The sequence below is a fragment of the Moorena sp. SIO3I6 genome, assembly GCF_010672095.1.
The window spans coordinates 53,680-70,554 of sequence record NZ_JAAHHU010000013.1; the positions used below are offsets into that span (position 1 = coordinate 53,680).

Genomic DNA, 16,875 nt, shown 5'->3' on the forward strand with positions numbered 1-16,875 from the left:
TAGCTGATGACTGATAGCTGATGACTGATAGCTGATAGCTGATAGCTGATGGCTTAAAGAAGAGCAAGCTATCACCAAGGATTACCAACTAAAGTAAAAGCCGCCCAATAATAGGGATGGGATAAATCTTCAGAGTTGAGAGATGCTAATTCTGGAGGCAAGGACACATTTGGTCGATCAGTAAGACTAGCCAAACTTACCTTTTGTTTCAACATCCCGATCTGAGCTTGTCGCAACGCTTCAGCCTTAATTGGTACAGTTTTAAGAGACTGATAAAATTCATTCATCAGCACTAGGGTTCCACCATCGCTGACAGACCACAAACTAGCTACTGCTGACTTGACATTGGCGCGAACCGCTAATCCCGCAAAGCCTAACTCAGCCTCTTTATCCCCGATGGCAGTTTGACAAGAACTCAGCACCAATAATTCTACCACTGGTGAGTGCCAACGCAATTCAGTGAATATATCTAAAGTCAGTTTACTATTCCAAAACTGAATATAAGACTTGTTTGGTTTTCCCGCCTGGAAGTCTGAATGAGTTGCCAGGTGCAGGATTTGAAAATTCTTATGATATCCCAGTTGCCACTGTAGATTAGTTAGGGTAAAATCTTTATTGAGGAAAGATTTTCCTTGCCAGGGATATTGGGTGATAACAGATAACTCTACTGGCACAGCAGGTAAAGGATTGTGATCATTAAATTCTGATGCTCCCATAGCCAAAACTTGGGAATTTTTCAGGTCGGTATAGACAGTATCTGTTAATTTGAAGGCAGGAATCAGGGCTAAACTATACTTTTCCACCAGAAACTCTTGGCCATCATGTAAGGCAGCAAAGGGCAAGTGGCGTAACCCCCCACCTAGACAAAAAATTAGATTGTTGATGCCTTGAGCTTTAAGGTCTGGTTCCACAGGCTCAATGATCCACTGATAGAGTTGTTGAGCTACTGGTAGATAATGTTTAGAGTGCCTACGAATAGGATTAGTAATAGTTTGGATAAACTCTTGCACTAGACTCAACAGAGCTTCCTTATTGGCTGCGGAGACACGCTTGTGAATGGGCTTACCTTCTGGTGTAATTAATACCAGCTCTAGTTGCTGGGGTCGCGGAACCATGTAGATAAGACCAGGCTTTTGACCAGTTTGATTGGTGATTTTGCCAAGAGTATCAGCAATTTCTTCCACAGTGATGGATTGGTCAGGGAAATTGATGTCTAGGTGATTCTGATATTGTTTTTCCCAAGTTTGTTCAATTAAAGGTACTGCTTCTACTACTTGGTTATTGTCCAGGGCTGTTCCAAAGTTGGGGGGATTAACAGCTGGTGATTGAGCAATAGTTTGAGTAAGAGCATTGGAGCCAATATTGTTAGACATTGGCTTAGTGACTTGTGCTTGCACCGAAAAAGCACTGATAGTTCCGGTGAAGTGTAGTGTCGCTAGGAACCAGCTAAAGCTAGTCGCTATTCCTTTCATAGTTACCTCACGGATAAAAGCAAAGGTAAGTAGTAAACGTAAGTATTTAGCGAACGCGCCCCGCGTGACCTACGGTCAATCGCGCTACGCGCACTTTACACGAAGGCACTTACCCAGTCAGCTTTGGAATCAAGCAAAACTTAGGAATTTGGCTGAAACTGGCCAGTAGATAAGTTTTTCTTGACAAATCTCCGTTTTTCGGATTATCCTGATTAGGATTAGCTGAAAGCTAAACGCTAAACGCTGAATACTTACGATTAGAAAGAGCAAAACTGACAGCAGATGGATTTTTGCTCCATCTGTCAGAATAGTCAATCTTTCTTAAAGCAATGAGTAATAGCAATCCTATTTAATGGGAATTAGGATTGCTGATTAGACTTGCTCTATAGTACTTATCCGCCTTGAGTTAACTATTTATGCAAGAAAGAAAATTAATTATTTAAGAAAGGTATTGCGCTATAGTAACTCAATCTTCTTCAGCTGCTTCAACCCCAAAAACACGGTTAAAGGATTTGAGAACCTTATATCCTGAATCAATCGACTCCAGGGGGTCTTTACGCAAGCGGTGCCGTAAACATAAGGTAATCACCCGGCGGATATCATCCACTGTAACTTCAGTTCGTCCTTCAAATGCAGCCAGAGCCTNCTCTTCTAGGGGTCGGGTTTGCACCGCCATCCGGATGAATAGTTGTAATCTTTCGGGGTTGTCCCCGCGAATTACCTAAGTCTTACCCCTCCTGGTAAAGGAGGCTCTTACTTAGAACAAGCCGCACATCCTGATTTAGTGGAGATATTGAAAGAACCCGATTTTCGAGTTGCGACTCTCCCCACGTAAGTACCTATTTTTTTACCTTTAGTTACCACAGCACGAACAATGTCCCCTGTTTGGAACCCTTTATGCACTTTGGTTCTTGAGCAGTAACGAATGGGGAATCCGTACTTGTTGGTTCGACAAAGTTGACGAGTGCCGTGACCTTTGGCGGTAATTATCAAAGGATGGGTTACTTCGATAACCAATGTTTCAATTTTTCCGACGTTTGCAGCATCTAACCAATGAGTCTTAGGGAGGTTTTGGCGACATCGGTTAAACTTAGTCAATCCGCCGCTACCAACTTCGACAGGCAACCCAATAGATTTTAGTTCATGGTACAACTTCCAGCGAGTCGCATTAACAGATGCCGCATCAGCTAAAGGTCGTTTTGCTTGAGCTTTAACCCGCCTCAAGACATCAGGCTTTCCAGACAAGAAATGCTCAACCTCCTGATTAGACTTAGCTTGATTACATGAATGACACGCGATAGCTAAATTATAAACTCTATCAGAACCGCCTTTAGATAATGGCTTGATATGCTCAATCTCTAACTGAGTATCTGTTGTCCCACAGTAAGCACATTTACGATTCCATTTTTCAAGTAGATACTCTCGAAGCTCGTAACCGTAAAGCGTACCTTGCTGATACTCGATCCCAGATATTTCAGGATTTTGCAGTTTCTGAGTATCAAATCTAACCAACTCTTGAGAGAACCCTGTAATGGGACATAAACGAGTTAGTTTTTTGACCCAAGTTAAAATGTTGTAAACTCTAGACATCAGACTAGGAGCTAACCAGCCTTCTGACCATGGTCGGTTAAGAAACCTGGGCTTGCGATACCGAGTTTTACGATTGCGACGGGCGCGCCTTAACTGTCTACGAGAAGTCAAAGCGTCTCTAATTTGAAAGCCTCTATGGGTAAGTTCACCTCCCCAAACCACTCTGCTATTTTGAACAATGGCCAAACCACTTGTTTTTGCACCAGGGTCTATTTTGAGCTGATGAGTATGAGTTATTGGCTCTTCTATTTCCTCCGTTAAAATTATAGTAAATGGGTAACGACGATAGACCTTAGCTTTGCCTGTCGAAAGTATAATTCTAGCTCTCGCCGGTTTGCAGGGGTCTAAAGGTTGTCGATTTTTATTTAGTACAAATACACGCATAATTGTGTTTCCTCCTATTGCTAGGGTAAAGTTAGCTTAGTCAAAGTTATTTCTCGGTACTTTCCTGATCGCACTGACTTAACTCAACTAGGTCTGTTTAACGACCGGGTTCTAGAGCTGGGGACTAGCTACGCATCCCCAGGTAGGACTTTAACTCTTGGAAATAACGGAGTTCTTATAGAACTTAGACTGGTCAACTATGAGCTTTTCACAAGCTCCCGCTATAGTCTTTTCGCGCAGCGGAGGCCGTAGGCCACGCGGGGCGCGTTCGGCTACGCCGAAAGACTTAGCGGTGAGTTATTGACTTTAGATAGCTCCTCAGGCAGCAAGGGTAATTGATTATGGGTGTAGGCAGTTTTCCCCTATGTTACACTTTTAACCTTCAGGGGGCTAACCGACACGAAGAAAATCACGAAGAAAGTATGGCAAGCTACACTGGTTAAAGATAGTGCCATTATTGCAGCCCCAAATATCATGAAACGACCCATCCAGGCTGTTCAATCCACCTACTATGGTAGACCTGCCCAGCGGACACCGCCACCAGACTTACCCTCGCTGTTGTTAAGTGAGCGGATTGTATATTTGGGTATGCCCTTGGTGAGTGCGGTAACAGAATTAATTATTGCCGAACTGTTGTATTTACAGTACGACGACCCAGACAAGCCCATTAAAATTTACATCAATTCCACCGGCACATCCCGTTACGATGGCCAACCCGTGGGTTTTGAAACCGAAGCCTTTGCCATCTGTGACACCATAAATTACATCAAGCCCCCTATCCACACTATTTGTATTGGTTCAGCCCTTGGGATGGCAGCGATGCTCCTCTCCGCAGGAACCAAAGGCTGTCGGGCAAGTTTACCCAATGCCACTATTGTCCTACATCAGCCCAGGAGTTATGCCCAGGGTCAAGCCACGGATATCCAAATTCGTGCTCAAGAAGTTCTGACCAATAAGAAGACGATGCTCAATATCTTGTCTCGCAATACCGGTCAAGACCAAGAAAAAATTGCCAAGGATATGGATCGGTTCCTTTACATGACACCTCACCAAGCCCAAGAGTATGGTCTGATCGACAGGGTGCTAGAACCTCAAGAGCTTGATACTCCGATTCCTGCTGGTATTACTTAAGTTGTAAGTTATCAGCAATCAGCAATCAGCAATCAGCAATCAGCAATCAGCAATCAGCTTATGCGCTACCCACAGGCTAGAAGCCTGTGCCACGCAAGCTACTTGAGGTGCTATCACCTTCCCACAATCTAGTACTAACTCGGAGCAAATTATGCCAATTGGTGTGCCCAAAGTTCCCTACCAGATGCCAGGAAGTCAGTATACTGAATGGATTGACATCTACAACCGTCTCTACCGGGAACGGATTATTTTTCTAGGCAAAGAGGTTGATGACGAAATTACCAACCAAATCATTGCCGTCATGCTATATCTCGACTCTGAAGATAATAGCAAAGATATCATACTCTACATAAACTCTCCTGGTGGTTCAGTCACCGCAGGCATGGCTATTTATGACACCATGCAGCATATCAAATCCGATGTAGTAACCGTTTGTGTTGGTCTAGCTGCTTCCATGGGGTCTTTCCTGCTAGCTGCAGGTAAAAAAGGAAAACGGATCGCCTTGCCTCACTCCAGGATTATGATTCACCAACCCTCTGGGGGAACCCGTGGACAAGCTACGGATATTGAGATTGAAGCTAGGGAAATTTTGCGGATCCGCCATCAACTCAATGAAATCTACGCCCAAAATACTGGTCAAGCCCTAGAGAAAATCGAAAAAGACATGGATCGGGACTTTTTCATGTCAGCCGATGAAGCCAAGGAGTATGGCTTGATTGACCAAGTCATTGACCAGAGAGCACCCTAGAGTGTTGGTCTGGTCAATTTGATCAGAACTTACACTGCCAAGGCGGTTATTAACCGTAATTGCACTTTGATTTATAACTGGAAAGCGGGTTGTAACCGTCTTGGTGAGTAAGGGCTGTTTGATGATCTGGTGATGAAGTAATATAAAGGGAAAAGTAGTTACATTATTCAGCAGGGTACTCTATATATAGGAAACAAATAAGTCTGTTTAAACGCTTATTGATTACTTATCCCATTGATGAATCTGGCTGATTGCTATCGCTTATTGGGTGTAGGCCCAGGAGCGAAGCAGGTTGAAGTAAAGGAGTCTTATCGGCGTCTGGCACGTCGGTATCATCCTGATATTAACCCTGGAGACAAGCTTGCCCAAGAAAAGTTTATTCGGTTTACGGAGGCTTATAAGCTTCTCCTCAGTGTTATCAAAGAGTCTGACCGTGAACCAGTATTAACCTCCGCCACTAGCTTTGGTAATCAGAGTAATCAGCCTGAGGACTCACATCCCCCAACTTCAACTTGGGTAACACCTAAGCCACCATCCGTTGAATTCAATCAACCCCTATCAGCAGTTGAACAACAGCTGAAGTGGGATTCCTATCATCAACTCCAGCAATTGCTTCGAGAGCGACGGTTGATGAGAGCGATCGCATTAGTCGAAGCCTTGGCCCAAAGAATGCCCCAAGACCCAGAAGTGCGTCAGTGGCAAGCGATCGCTTATCAAAGTTGGGCAAGACACTTGCTTAAACAGCACAAGCTCGATAAAGCTAGAAATTATCTCAGAAAAGCCCTCAAGACTGACCCCTACAATAAGTCTCTGTGTGCTCAGATAGAACAGGATTTTCTTGTGATCGAACAGATGATATAGCAATTCTTATTTGGGTGAGGTACTTTCCTCCTGGGTTTTAGGGAGCAGGGAGCAGGGAGCAGGGAGTAGGGAAGAGGGAAGAGGTAAAAAATTCTGTATGAGAAACGCTATATAGGGTTGGTATTGGTCAAGATGTAGTGGTTTGGCTACGCTCTGGTACTGGTGTTGCGATCGCAACTGCGCTAAATACACGCACGCTACTTGAGGTGCGCACACTACACGAACGAGGTTTATTTTAAGCTGACCGCTGACCGCTGACCGCTGTTCGCGTAGCGTGCGCGTAGCGCATATGCTTACCTACGAAATTCAGCAACGCCATTCCGGATTCACGGGAAATTACCAGGGAATTAACAAAGGGTTTGGAACATAAGCGTTAAACCTTTAAAACTTTGAAACGTTCAACACTTCCAACTCATTACCTGTCCCTATCAAAATTGTTCGATCGTACCTGCAATGGATAACGCTCATGCATTAGTTGTTGGCATCGCCAACTATCAAAACATCAACCAACTCCCAAACACTATCCTCCAAGATGCTCAGAACATTTACAACCTGCTGATTGACCCGGAATACTGTGGCTATTCACCTGAGAGGGTGCAATTACTGCTAGATACTAAAGCAACTAAGGCAGCACTCAGTGAGGCATTAGCAAATCTAGCCCAACAGAGTAACAAAGACTCTACCGTTTTGATTTATATTTCCAGTCATGGGGGACAGATTAAAGAAGGTGCTTACCAAGGAGAGTACCTGTTACCAGTAGACACAAACCTGACATCCGGCGGATCATTATTAGCTCAAACTGCCATTTCTGGCGATCAGTTTACCGAGGCTCTACGGGCGATTCCAGCTCGGAAATTAGTCGTTGTTTTTGACTGCTGTCATGCTGGCGGCATTGGTCAACCCAAAGATGTGGATGGGTCTACCCTTAAACAGGGCTTACCAGAAAAGTATTATGACTCCCTCACCCAGGGACGAGGTCGGGTTATCCTCGCTTCTTCTCGCAGCAGTGAACAATCCTATGTTTTACGGGATGCTGAAAATAGTCTGTTTACCCAACACTTGCTGGCTGGGTTGAAAGGGGGTGCGATCGGTTCAGGGGGAGTTATCCGTATCCTTGACCTTTTTAATTACTTACAGCCCAGAGTTACCAGTGATCAGGCCAATCAGCATCCCATTCTCAAAGCTGAGATTGAGGACAACTTTCCCATCGCCCGTTACCGAGGAGGAAAGGCGGAAACGCCAATGCCTCTAACTTTGCCTAGTGATGATTACGAGTACGATGTCTTTATCAGCTATCAAGCCAAGGGAGAGGATAAGCCTTGGGTGCGCAAGGCGTTGCTGCCTTACTTGGAGTCACAGGGGCTAAAGGTTTATCTTGATATTAGCTTTCCCTTGGGCGTACCTATAATTACCAGCATCGAAGGTGCTATTGAGCGAAGTCGCTATACTCTTGTGGTACTTTCCCCAGCTTACTTACAGAGTAGTTATGGTCAGTTTGAGAACGTGGCGAGTCAACATTTCGGACTAGAAGAAAGTCAGTATCATTTAATACCGATTCTACGGGTCGAATGCACGCCACGACTGGGACTGCGCATGCTCCCCTTGTTGGACATGACTGATCACGATGAGTTTGAGACTAACATAAAACGCTTGCTTTACCAACTGTGGCAGCCCCCATCGAGGAGAAATGGTTGATGGAAAAACCTAAAAAGTACCCTCAAGGATACTGTCAAAGCCTGAAATAGCCACTACAATATAGTTGTCATTTAATCTAGAGATCTCTTTAGAGATTTCAGTGTTTATTATAGGTTTAATACTTCAGGCTTGTATCTGCATCAAACCAGAATTTCCTATAGGTAAGGATTAGGATGCAGGCTACAGAATACGACCTCTTTATCTCCTATGCAGATGCTGATCGAGCTTGGGTAGAAGGCTATTTACTAGATGCCTTGCAACAGGCTAATGTCCGCTATCTGGTAGAAACTGCCTTTACTCCTGGTGCGCCTCGGATAGCAGAATTTGAGCGTGCTATTGAGCAAAGCGATCTCACGTTACTGGTACTCTCTGATGCCTATCTGGCCAATGATGTCACCGAATTTATTCGTTTGCTAGGTCAATCCTATGGCTTAGACAAAGGGATTTGGCCAGTTATCCCTATGATCAGGGATGAAACTCTGGAATTGCCCCCTAGCCTCAGTGCTCTCGTACCACTGAAGGCAACCGATGAAGATGAATCGGAAAAGGCAATTGAACGCTTGTGTCAGGATCTACAACGTTCAGTGCCTGACGCTCCATCTAAACCAGAATGCCCTTATCTTGGCATGAGACCCTTTAGTGAGGAAAACAGCGATCGCTTTTTTGGGCGTGATGATGACGTAAAGATACTCGTAGACCGCTTGCGTCATCATAATTTTGTGAGTGTAATTGGTCCGTCAGGTAGTGGAAAATCTTCCTTGGTATTTGCAGGTCTAATTCCGGCTTTAGAGCGAAGTGGACTTTTTGGGGATGGAAAGTGGTTAATTCGCAAAATCCGTCCTGGTGAGGAACCTTTGGCGGCTTTAAAAACAGCATTAGGAAGTGACCTAGCTGATCCAACCTTAGCAGTTACTACAGGTTTAGCGACTGAAGACAATGCTCGACGATTACTTTTAGTGGTAGACCAGTTTGAGGAAGTATTTACGCAAGCTGAGCAAGAAGCAGTACCTTTTCAAGATGTTTTACTGGGTCTACTGGAAATTCCTGACTGCTATGTAATTTTGACCGTCAGAGCAGACTTTTATCCTGAACTAATGGAGTCTATGCTATGGGACCAGATTCAAATATCTCGGCTGGAGATTGTTCCTCTCAATGCTGAGGGATTGCGTGAAGCCATTACCAAACCAGCCGAAAAAGTCAAAGTTTTTATAGAGTCAGTGCTAGTAGAGCGTTTGGTGGCAGATGCTGCTGAGGAACCAGGAGTTTTGCCCCTAGTGCAAGAAGTAATGGTGCAGTTATGGGAGAACATCGAACGACGATATCTGCCCCTGAGAGCCTATGACACCCTAGTACTGAACAGCACAAGCTATGAAAATATAGATGGTAGCAACCGTAAAGGATTGCAGGCTGTAATCGCTAATCATGCTGATTCTACTGTTTTCAAACTGCCCGAAAAACAACAGCAGATAGCTCGTCGTATCTTCCTACGCTTGATTCAGTTTGGTGAAGGAAGTGTCCATACTCGCCGCCAGCAGTCAGTTGAACAGTTACGTTCTTTTAGTGATGACCCAAGACTGTTTAAAGAAACATTGAACCATCTGACAGATTGTCGCCTGTTAACACTGAGTAGCCCTCAAGTCCGGTCTAGCTTTACAGAGCCAATGATGAAAGAGGCAATGGAATATCTAGCAGAGAATCAGCCGCTAGCGCTCAGTGGTAGTTACAAAGTAGCTAATTCCCAGACAAACTCCGATATCTATGTAGATATTGCCCATGAAGCCTTAATCAGTGGTTGGCCAGCTCTAGATATATGGATTAATCAACGTTGGGAGGCAGAACAAATCCGTAGAAGGCTAGTGTACAGAGCTAAGGAATGGGAACGGCTTCAAGGTAAGGGTGGTTTACTCGACGAGGTTGAGCTAGCTGAGGCGGGGCGCTGGTTGAGTAGTCCTGATGCTGATGAGCTGGGCTATGATGAGATGCTACTTGAACTGGTAGAAGTGAGTGATCGGGCTATTCAGGAAGCTAAAGAGCGGGAAGAAGCAAGGAGACAACGAGAGTTAAAACTGATTCAAGAAAGGCTAGAGGAAGAAAAGAAGGTACGCAAGGCAGTTCAGAGTAGAAACAGAACTTTAATCTATGGCATAGGGGGAGTCGTTACAGTAACTCTGGGGCTTATGATAGCGCTAAAAGTAGCTTCTCAGCGCCAGGTTACTACTCTGGCTCTTTTGTCCGAATCTCAACTTTCTCGAAATGACCAGCTTGAGGCACTGATGGTAGGTGTAAAGGCAGTCAAACAATTGAAATGGTGGATGCCGAATCGTATCCACGTTCAGGCTGTAGCAACTCTACAACAAGCTGTTTATGAAACCCAAGAACTTAACCGATTGGAAGGACATCTGGAGAGTGTCAATAGTATTAGTTTTTCTCCAGACGGCAAAATTTTGGCTTCAGCTAGTGATGACCATACAATTGTGCTTTGGAACCAAGATGGAAGCAAGCTTAACACTCTCCGAGGACACAAGAGACGGGTTAGAGGTATTACGTTTAGTCCTGACGGTAAACTTCTCGCTTCTGCCAGTGCTGATAAGACTGTAAAACTCTGGGATTCGGATGGCAAATTGCTCGAAACTGTTGAGGCTCATGATAGTCATGTCAATCATGTTAGTTTCAGTCCCAATGGTCAGATGTTTGCCTCAGCTAGCCGTGATGGCACAGTCAAGCTCTGGCATTTTACAAGAGGTAAGCAACAGGGGACAGAAAACGAAGAACAGTTCTCTTCTTCTCCTGTTTGCTGTTCAGAGTTAAAAGTTTCAGACTTGTGCAAAAAAGCCCATGATGATTGGGTCAATTATGTTAGTTTCAGTCCAGATGGTAAGATATTGGCTACTAGCAGTAATGATAAAACCATCAAACTCTGGAACGTGAAAGAATGCTCATTACTGAAATCTCTCGAAGGCCATGAAGATTATGTCACAAGTGTCAGCTTTAGTCCTGACGGTCAAATGCTTGCCTCAACCAGTCTCGATAAAACAGTGAGACTTTGGAATGTGACTCAAGGTAAGTTCCTCACCTCACTTAAGCATAACCACCTAGTGAAGACTGTCAGTTTTAGTCCTGACGGTAAAATGCTTGCATCTGGGAGTGATAAAAAGGTACTTTTGTGGGATATAGAGGGTGGGGTGTCGGATATCGAGCATAAACCAGTGGCAGTCCTAGATGGCCACAGCAATGATGTTAGCACTGTAAAGTTTAGTCCTGATGGTAAACTCATAGCATCGGGTAGCCTTGACAATACGATCAAGTTTTGGAGTATTGAAGCTAATCACCACATTATTAGATACAATAGGGGTATTGATGGTGCCCGTTTCAGTCCCAATGGCAAAATTATTGCTATCCCTGCCTGTGATGGAAAGATCTACCTTTCGGATTCTAAGGAAATTACCTCTAGAGCGGGAATCCTAGATTCCGAACCTCATGGGGAGTGTATTAAAAGCATCAGCTTTAGCCCTAATGGTCAGAGATTAGCCTCAGCAAGTGACGACAACACAATTAAACTTTGGGATGTAGCTAAACATAAGTTACTCGAAACCCTTAATGGGCATAATGATTACGTCACGAGTGTCAGTTTCAGTCCCAATGGTAGAATCTTAGCATCCGCCAGTGGTGACCAAACGATTAAGCTCTGGAATGTTGAGAATGGAAAATTACTTAACACCCTGACAAGAAAGGGGAAAGATAGTTTCGATTTCACGAGTGTCAGTTTCAGTCCCAATGGCAAGCTGTTAGCCTCTGGGAGTGACGACTCAAACATCGATATTTGGCGTTTAGATGATATTAAGAAGAGTCGAGATAGTAAGCCACTGAAAACTTTTAAAAAACACCAGCAGGAAATTGCCGCTGTCAGTTTTAGTCCTGATAGCAAAATGCTTGCCTCTGCTAGTTGGGATCGCACCATCAAACTCTGGGATGTGAACAAGGGAGTAGAAATTGAAACATTCAATGGACACAGAGGTGGAGTGACCGATGTAAACTTCAGCAGGGATGGCAAAACCCTAGCTTCTAGTAGCACCGACAAGACACTTAAACTCTGGAGTGTGAAAGATGGTTTTCTAATCAAAACCTTGCCAAGCCATCAAAGTTTTTTCAAAAGTGTTCAATTCAGTCCAGACAGCAAGGCTTTGCTAAGCAGCGACAAGAATCAAACGGTGATTCTATGGAACTTAGATCCAGAGCATCTTTTGCAGGAAGGATGCGATCGCCTACAGGACTATCTAAAAACAAATCCTAAGGTCAAAAAGAGCGATCGTCAAATTTGCGATAATCTCTAGAACAGATTTAACCGAACCTTCAACCCTGTCACTAAATTATTTTCAACCGAATTATCATCAATATTAATTAAGTAGCGTACTGAAGCCGTCACAGCAATATTTTTATTGGGTCGGTAGATTGCCAGCGCACTAACTTGAGGTCGTACATTCACTTCGGACCTGCCGGAAAAATTCTGGTTAATTACAAGAATCCGAGAGTCCAAAGCTGTTTCTAGCTTAGGTGTAACATCATGACGTAGGCGTGCTCCCAAAGTGTTTTGAAAGAGATTATTATCTCCTCGTGACCCTACTCTCAGTTCGTAGAACGAATTCAAGCGCAAATTAGTTGCTAATTGGTCGTCTCGATCTACAAGGAGTTGAGCTGAATTTTCAACTAGTAATGAAAAACGTTTTAATCGCTGGTGTACATATCCTAGCTGAACATAAGTACCTCGTGCTACTTGCTGTCGTACTGCTAAGTTAAGATTGAGGAAATTGTAATCAGGTAAGAAAGACCTCACTACCAATACTCTTCCAGCCTTGGCAGAAGCAATTAGACGGGTTTTTGGACTTAGCTTCGGTGTTGCTAGAAGTCGAACACTGTTGACAAATAATAACGCTGTGTCAAAGCCAAATTCAGTATTAGTAGAAACTGAAGATTCCAAAATCAACTGGATATCTGGTTGACGGGACGGACGTGGACGAAGGATAACCTGAATGTCACCGAGTCCGTCACAGACATTATCTAACTGCTCTACTTCCTCGTTGTCAGATTCGAGAGGTTGACGCAACGGACCTGAACGAGGGAGAATCCGAATGTCACCGAGTCCATCACAAACATTATCTAACTGCTCTGTTTCTTCGTCGTCGGATTCGAGAGATTGATTAGTAGTGGCTGGGGAATTTTGGACAAAAAGAGTCTCTGAACTTTGTAGAGCAGGTTCTATAGCAGTAGAGTCTTGATTCCCAGAACTCCAGGTTGGATAAAGAGAACTGCTAATTACTTTCAGAGGTATAATCACCGAAACTGATTCTGGTAGATTTTCTACATAAATTCCTATATCTTCAATATTTTCCAGCGTAGGTTGTTCTAGTAACTCTGCTTTGGAATTTGCTTTTGCACTCTGGGTTAAGTTATAAATAACCCAAACAGCTAGAGAACAAAAGACAAAGTAAAGTACTCGCATAATTTTCAATTCAATACATGATTTATAGTTCATATCAATGCTATAAACTGTCTCTAAAAAAGAGTTATTTTATCTGGGTTTAACTGATTTACTGTAAAATTGAAGATGTTTTTTAATCTGGAATTATAGAAAGTTGAACTATTGAAGAGGTTGTTAACTATGAATCACCCTAATCAAAACTCAAACTATTCAAAGTCTTCTCCTGTAGGCGGTAGCGGTTCTAGTTCTATAGGAGAACCTCCATCTAGTTCCGTCCTTTGATCCTCTAGTGCTGCCAGTGTTTCAACTCGGACTGCCCTAATTGTCTTCTGAACTTCAACCGGTTCTACTGCTATAGCCTCCTTCTGTCCCGGTCCCAAACCATAGGCTAGTGTAGTAGTCTGGTAAAATCTCAAAAGGTCGAATGATTGTACCTCTCCAACAATTCCATTAGTTACTGACACAGTTTCACCACCTTGAAGAACTACCGTATCTCCATCCTGACCAGATACCCTAATCCCACTATTAGTAAGGGAGAAAACCTGTGTTGTGTTGTTGGCAGAGTCGTGTCGCACAATTACAGCACTACTGCGCGTTGGTCCTAAAAGCAGATTTTGGTCTTGAGATGGTTCTGAAAGCTTTGCTCCCAACTCCACCAAAGAGTTTCCTGGCGTTCTAATTTCAGTCAGAACGCTATTTGGTGGATTCATCGTTAGAAGAGTTCCTTGATTTAGCTTAAAGATTGTCGCTTCTGTAATTAAATCAGATTGCTCTTGAGCTAAACGTTTGACTGCAATGGAATTCACTTTTTGGAGATGATGTTTTTGAGATATAAAATCTATTTTTGTAGGAGTTAAAGCAAGATTAAAGCGCTCCAAACCAATATCTTCTATGTCTGGTCTTTCTTTAAGTTTAAGACGAGTAAGTCCCTTTTCAAACTCAAATTTAGCACCAGGTAAAAATCGCACAAAAGTTCCCTCATTAAACAGCAGGTCTGCATTTGATCTTGAAGTTTGATCCACAGTCAATCGAGCCGGAGGCTGTAAAACTTTTCTGAGAATATTGTCAAGCTTTTTTTTACCTTGATAGGCACTTACTCGACCGGAATAATCACATATCCTTGCCTGGTTGAGATTATTTGTTGCTGACCCAGGTTCAATGCATTTTTGAGCTTGTACAGGGCATTCGCATTGTTGAGCTTGTACGGAAACTGAAAAAAACAGTCCAATAAAACTACTAGCAACAAATCCTTGATTAAAAAAGAACTTATGTTTCATCAGGTATCATCTCTCTATATATTTTGCAAAAAAGCAGCAAGTAATTTCCTATTGATAATAGTCAATAGAATATGGTTTAATTAGCAAAAATCATCATTTATTAACGTCAGTTTTGGATGAGGACGAGGGAAGCAGGTAGACTGAAAGTGTCAACCGTCAACCCCCCGCTTGCTCAGGGTAAGCGCATATTGTCAATAAACTGGGGGTAGTTATCAATAAACCCGGTCTTGTCTTGATGCAGTCGCTCATGGTTTGAATTTACCGTAAGATAGGGTCGCCTTATTAAAAAATATTTAACCCTTTTCTGCATAACCTGCTAACTATAAAGGCTCCACTATCTAAGGTTTTGTCTCCGGGGAAACCCCCAAGACCGCGCTGCATCGCTATTTTGCTTATTGACAATGGATTTTATAGAGATAGTGTTCATTCAATTCAATAAACACTATATGTAGGAATCAAAAAATTAGATGCGTTTACCCTGCCCGCTTGCCCCCCTGGGGATTGAGCCACTATTGGAGCTATTCACACTAAGCTCAAGAAACTGCCAGCTAATAAACTTTGACCTGATGACCAAATTCTTCGTGCCATTTCTGCTTTTCTCCAAAATTACTACTTAAGGTAGATGCACATTATGTTTGTTTGATTAGACACATCCCGTTCGTTTAGGGTGTACTACAGATAATATAGGATATTTCTATTTCTAAGATTTTCCCTAAGACCTATCTTGTGATTAGATAGTTTTGTAAGAGAGTTACGAGTAGCAGCCAACAATTGAACGAGTTCAACTCTTCACCCGTACCATCAAGAGGTGGTAACAAGCTGGAGTTGGTGATCTATGTTACCCTGATCTGATTATACTGAGTACTTACCCACTAAGCTTATTCCTATCCGAAATGTTTCTAAAATTTTTAGTTCTCTAACTAGTGGTCTATCAGTTTTAATTGTGTGACTATAGGGTTTACAAATGAGATGTAAATTTAGGAGGTCGTTTTTTATTGTCCAATAAAACTCTGAATCTCTTTTACCTCTTGCTTTTTGCCTCTTACCTTTTGCCAATTCCTGCCAGAAATGGTTGACAACCCATATATAAAACAGGCTTCTATGTGGCACAGGCTCAGGCTTCTATGTGGCACAGGCTTCTAGCCTGTGACCTAACGAATGCTTACCTCTTGTCTTGATGCAGCGCGGTCTTGGGGGTTTCCCCCAAGACCGTAATGGTGCGTTTGAGCCGTAATTAAATTCGCCACGGGTCGCACCTCTGCATGGCTTATTCAAAAGCACCTCAAGTAGCACCATTAGTAGCGCGTAGCGCTATATAGCAATCCTAAATCAATTGAGAGAATGTTTGTTCCCTGTTCCCTACTCCCTGTTCCCTGCTCCCTGTTCCCTTTGCTATAGCTGTTCGCGTAGCGTGCGCGTAGCGCATAAGCTGATAGCTTACAAACCATCTTTAATAAATATCTTTCGAGTTAGCATTCAAGTAGGGGCGCTTCATATCAATTCCAAGCAAAGAAAAGTTGTGGAGGATAAAATTCATCCGACCTTCTGCAGAGTCGTGACCTTGTAGCCAAGCTTCTAGTAACGCATTAGCAACAATTTGGCAGCGATTCATGCCTAAATCTTCTTTAGGCGTAAATTTATAATCCGGTTCTTCTGATAGAGCCAGTCCTGGTAACAGCTGCTTGGTAAACAAAGGCACCACTTCATCTGGAAGTTCCAGGGGTTTGTACTTTGGATGAGTAATATAGAAATTAGATTGAATCTGAACATTGTTAAGAATATCATAAAAAACATCAAACAATCCAGGTATAGAAGAATCCAGTCGTTGATTTCGTAAAGCATCCAGTAATTCCATAATCAAAACCTTAGGACTTAGGCAGGAATACGGCTAGGACAAGTGAGTTCAGAGAATTATGAATACGTTGAAAATGTTAACGTTTTGATTAACGATTGCAGTCCCACCGTTTTTAGCGATCGCGATTCGTTCTAAATCCACCTCATTACTAATGAGAAAAGGCTGGCCTGCGCCGACAAAGTCTTTGGGAATAATGCGAGGGTGTCTGTTGTCTTCGCCTCCTTCAATCTTGTCGACCTGATATTCTGACACATCTGTCATGAAGTCCAAATCTTTGATGGAATCCATAAAGCTTTCCGAAGTTGAAAACAGAGCAGAACCAGCAGGACGCTAATTATAAATTTCCATCTCATCCATATTGAGTACTCTCCCTTTTCAAAAGGTTT

The 16,875-nt window shown here is 43.1% G+C and carries 13 protein-coding genes and 1 pseudogene; 5 read left to right on the forward strand and 9 right to left on the reverse strand.

Annotation, left to right across the window (positions count from 1 at the left end):
- Positions 1–71: 71 nt before the first annotated feature.
- From F6K49_RS07425 to iscB, 3 genes and pseudogenes are all read right to left on the reverse strand, one after another.
- Entirely contained in the window at positions 72–1,472 is a 1,401-nt protein-coding gene (locus F6K49_RS07425) for a CHAT domain-containing protein (RefSeq protein WP_293081622.1), read from the reverse strand.
- 466 nt (positions 1,473–1,938) lie between these two features.
- A pseudogene (locus F6K49_RS07430) lies at positions 1,939–2,115 on the reverse strand (magnesium chelatase ATPase subunit I); the annotation flags it as partial.
- A 110-nt stretch (positions 2,116–2,225) separates the two neighbouring features.
- On the reverse strand, positions 2,226–3,446 hold the full coding sequence (gene iscB / locus F6K49_RS07435; protein WP_293095503.1) for an RNA-guided endonuclease IscB: 1,221 nt from the start codon (positions 3,444–3,446) through the stop codon (positions 2,226–2,228).
- 474 nt (positions 3,447–3,920) lie between these two features.
- Here iscB and F6K49_RS07440 point away from each other — a divergent pair, with 474 nt between their 5' ends.
- The 3 genes from F6K49_RS07440 (at position 3,921) to F6K49_RS07450 (ending at position 6,186) form a co-directional block, all read left to right on the forward strand.
- Positions 3,921–4,577 carry an ATP-dependent Clp protease proteolytic subunit gene (locus F6K49_RS07440; protein ID WP_070396724.1) on the forward strand — a complete coding sequence of 219 codons (657 nt, stop codon included), beginning with the start codon at positions 3,921–3,923 and terminating at the stop codon, positions 4,575–4,577.
- 151 nt (positions 4,578–4,728) lie between these two features.
- Entirely contained in the window at positions 4,729–5,325 is a 597-nt protein-coding gene (locus F6K49_RS07445; RefSeq protein WP_070393421.1) for an ATP-dependent Clp protease proteolytic subunit, read from the forward strand.
- A 237-nt stretch (positions 5,326–5,562) separates the two neighbouring features.
- A complete protein-coding gene (locus F6K49_RS07450; protein WP_293037153.1) occupies positions 5,563–6,186 on the forward strand; it encodes a DnaJ domain-containing protein in 624 nt (207 codons plus the stop codon).
- A 6-nt stretch (positions 6,187–6,192) separates the two neighbouring features.
- Here the strand turns inward: F6K49_RS07450 and F6K49_RS07455 are convergent, their stop codons facing one another.
- Positions 6,193–6,402, reverse strand: coding sequence for a hypothetical protein (locus F6K49_RS07455; protein WP_293018964.1), 210 nt, complete (start codon positions 6,400–6,402; stop codon positions 6,193–6,195).
- A gap of 237 nt (positions 6,403–6,639) precedes the next feature.
- Between F6K49_RS07455 and F6K49_RS07460 the strand changes: the two genes are divergently transcribed.
- Positions 6,640–7,881, forward strand: coding sequence for a caspase family protein (locus tag F6K49_RS07460; RefSeq protein WP_293018966.1), 1,242 nt, complete (start codon positions 6,640–6,642; stop codon positions 7,879–7,881).
- 173 nt (positions 7,882–8,054) lie between these two features.
- A complete protein-coding gene (locus tag F6K49_RS07465) occupies positions 8,055–12,212 on the forward strand; it encodes a TIR domain-containing protein (protein ID WP_293018968.1) in 4,158 nt (1,385 codons plus the stop codon).
- Here F6K49_RS07465 and F6K49_RS07470 read toward each other — a convergent pair.
- From F6K49_RS07470 to F6K49_RS07490, 5 genes are all read right to left on the reverse strand, one after another.
- Positions 12,209–13,378: a hypothetical protein gene (locus F6K49_RS07470; protein ID WP_293018970.1), complete on the reverse strand. Its 1,170-nt coding sequence runs from the start codon at positions 13,376–13,378 to the stop codon at positions 12,209–12,211. The genes F6K49_RS07465 and F6K49_RS07470 overlap by 4 nt on opposite strands.
- Positions 13,379–13,563: 185 nt before the next feature.
- Positions 13,564–14,634 (reverse strand): hypothetical protein, encoded by a 1,071-nt coding sequence (locus tag F6K49_RS07475; protein ID WP_293018971.1) that lies wholly within the window; start codon positions 14,632–14,634, stop codon positions 13,564–13,566.
- A 1,295-nt stretch (positions 14,635–15,929) separates the two neighbouring features.
- Positions 15,930–16,082, reverse strand: a complete 153-nt coding sequence (locus F6K49_RS07480) for a hypothetical protein (protein WP_293018973.1) — start codon at positions 16,080–16,082, stop codon at positions 15,930–15,932.
- Between the two features lie 2 nt (positions 16,083–16,084).
- Entirely contained in the window at positions 16,085–16,489 is a 405-nt protein-coding gene (locus tag F6K49_RS07485) for a T3SS effector HopA1 family protein (protein WP_293095506.1), read from the reverse strand.
- A gap of 48 nt (positions 16,490–16,537) precedes the next feature.
- On the reverse strand, positions 16,538–16,777 hold the full coding sequence (locus F6K49_RS07490) for a hypothetical protein (protein ID WP_293070905.1): 240 nt from the start codon (positions 16,775–16,777) through the stop codon (positions 16,538–16,540).
- Positions 16,778–16,875: the final 98 nt, after the last annotated feature.

Coding starts and splice junctions, on each gene's coding strand:
- F6K49_RS07425 (WP_293081622.1), bottom strand. CDS start 1,472: ATGAAAGGAATAGCGACTAGCTTTAGCTGGTTCCTAGCGACACTACAC.
- iscB (WP_293095503.1), bottom strand. CDS start 3,446: ATGCGTGTATTTGTACTAAATAAAAATCGACAACCTTTAGACCCCTGC.
- F6K49_RS07440 (WP_070396724.1), top strand. CDS start 3,921: ATGAAACGACCCATCCAGGCTGTTCAATCCACCTACTATGGTAGACCT.
- F6K49_RS07445 (WP_070393421.1), top strand. CDS start 4,729: ATGCCAATTGGTGTGCCCAAAGTTCCCTACCAGATGCCAGGAAGTCAG.
- F6K49_RS07450 (WP_293037153.1), top strand. CDS start 5,563: ATGAATCTGGCTGATTGCTATCGCTTATTGGGTGTAGGCCCAGGAGCG.
- F6K49_RS07460 (WP_293018966.1), top strand. CDS start 6,640: ATGGATAACGCTCATGCATTAGTTGTTGGCATCGCCAACTATCAAAAC.
- F6K49_RS07465 (WP_293018968.1), top strand. CDS start 8,055: ATGCAGGCTACAGAATACGACCTCTTTATCTCCTATGCAGATGCTGAT.
- F6K49_RS07470 (WP_293018970.1), bottom strand. CDS start 13,378: ATGCGAGTACTTTACTTTGTCTTTTGTTCTCTAGCTGTTTGGGTTATT.
- F6K49_RS07475 (WP_293018971.1), bottom strand. CDS start 14,634: ATGAAACATAAGTTCTTTTTTAATCAAGGATTTGTTGCTAGTAGTTTT.
- F6K49_RS07480 (WP_293018973.1), bottom strand. CDS start 16,082: ATGGTTTGTAAGCTATCAGCTTATGCGCTACGCGCACGCTACGCGAAC.
- F6K49_RS07485 (WP_293095506.1), bottom strand. CDS start 16,489: ATGGAATTACTGGATGCTTTACGAAATCAACGACTGGATTCTTCTATA.
- F6K49_RS07490 (WP_293070905.1), bottom strand. CDS start 16,777: ATGGATTCCATCAAAGATTTGGACTTCATGACAGATGTGTCAGAATAT.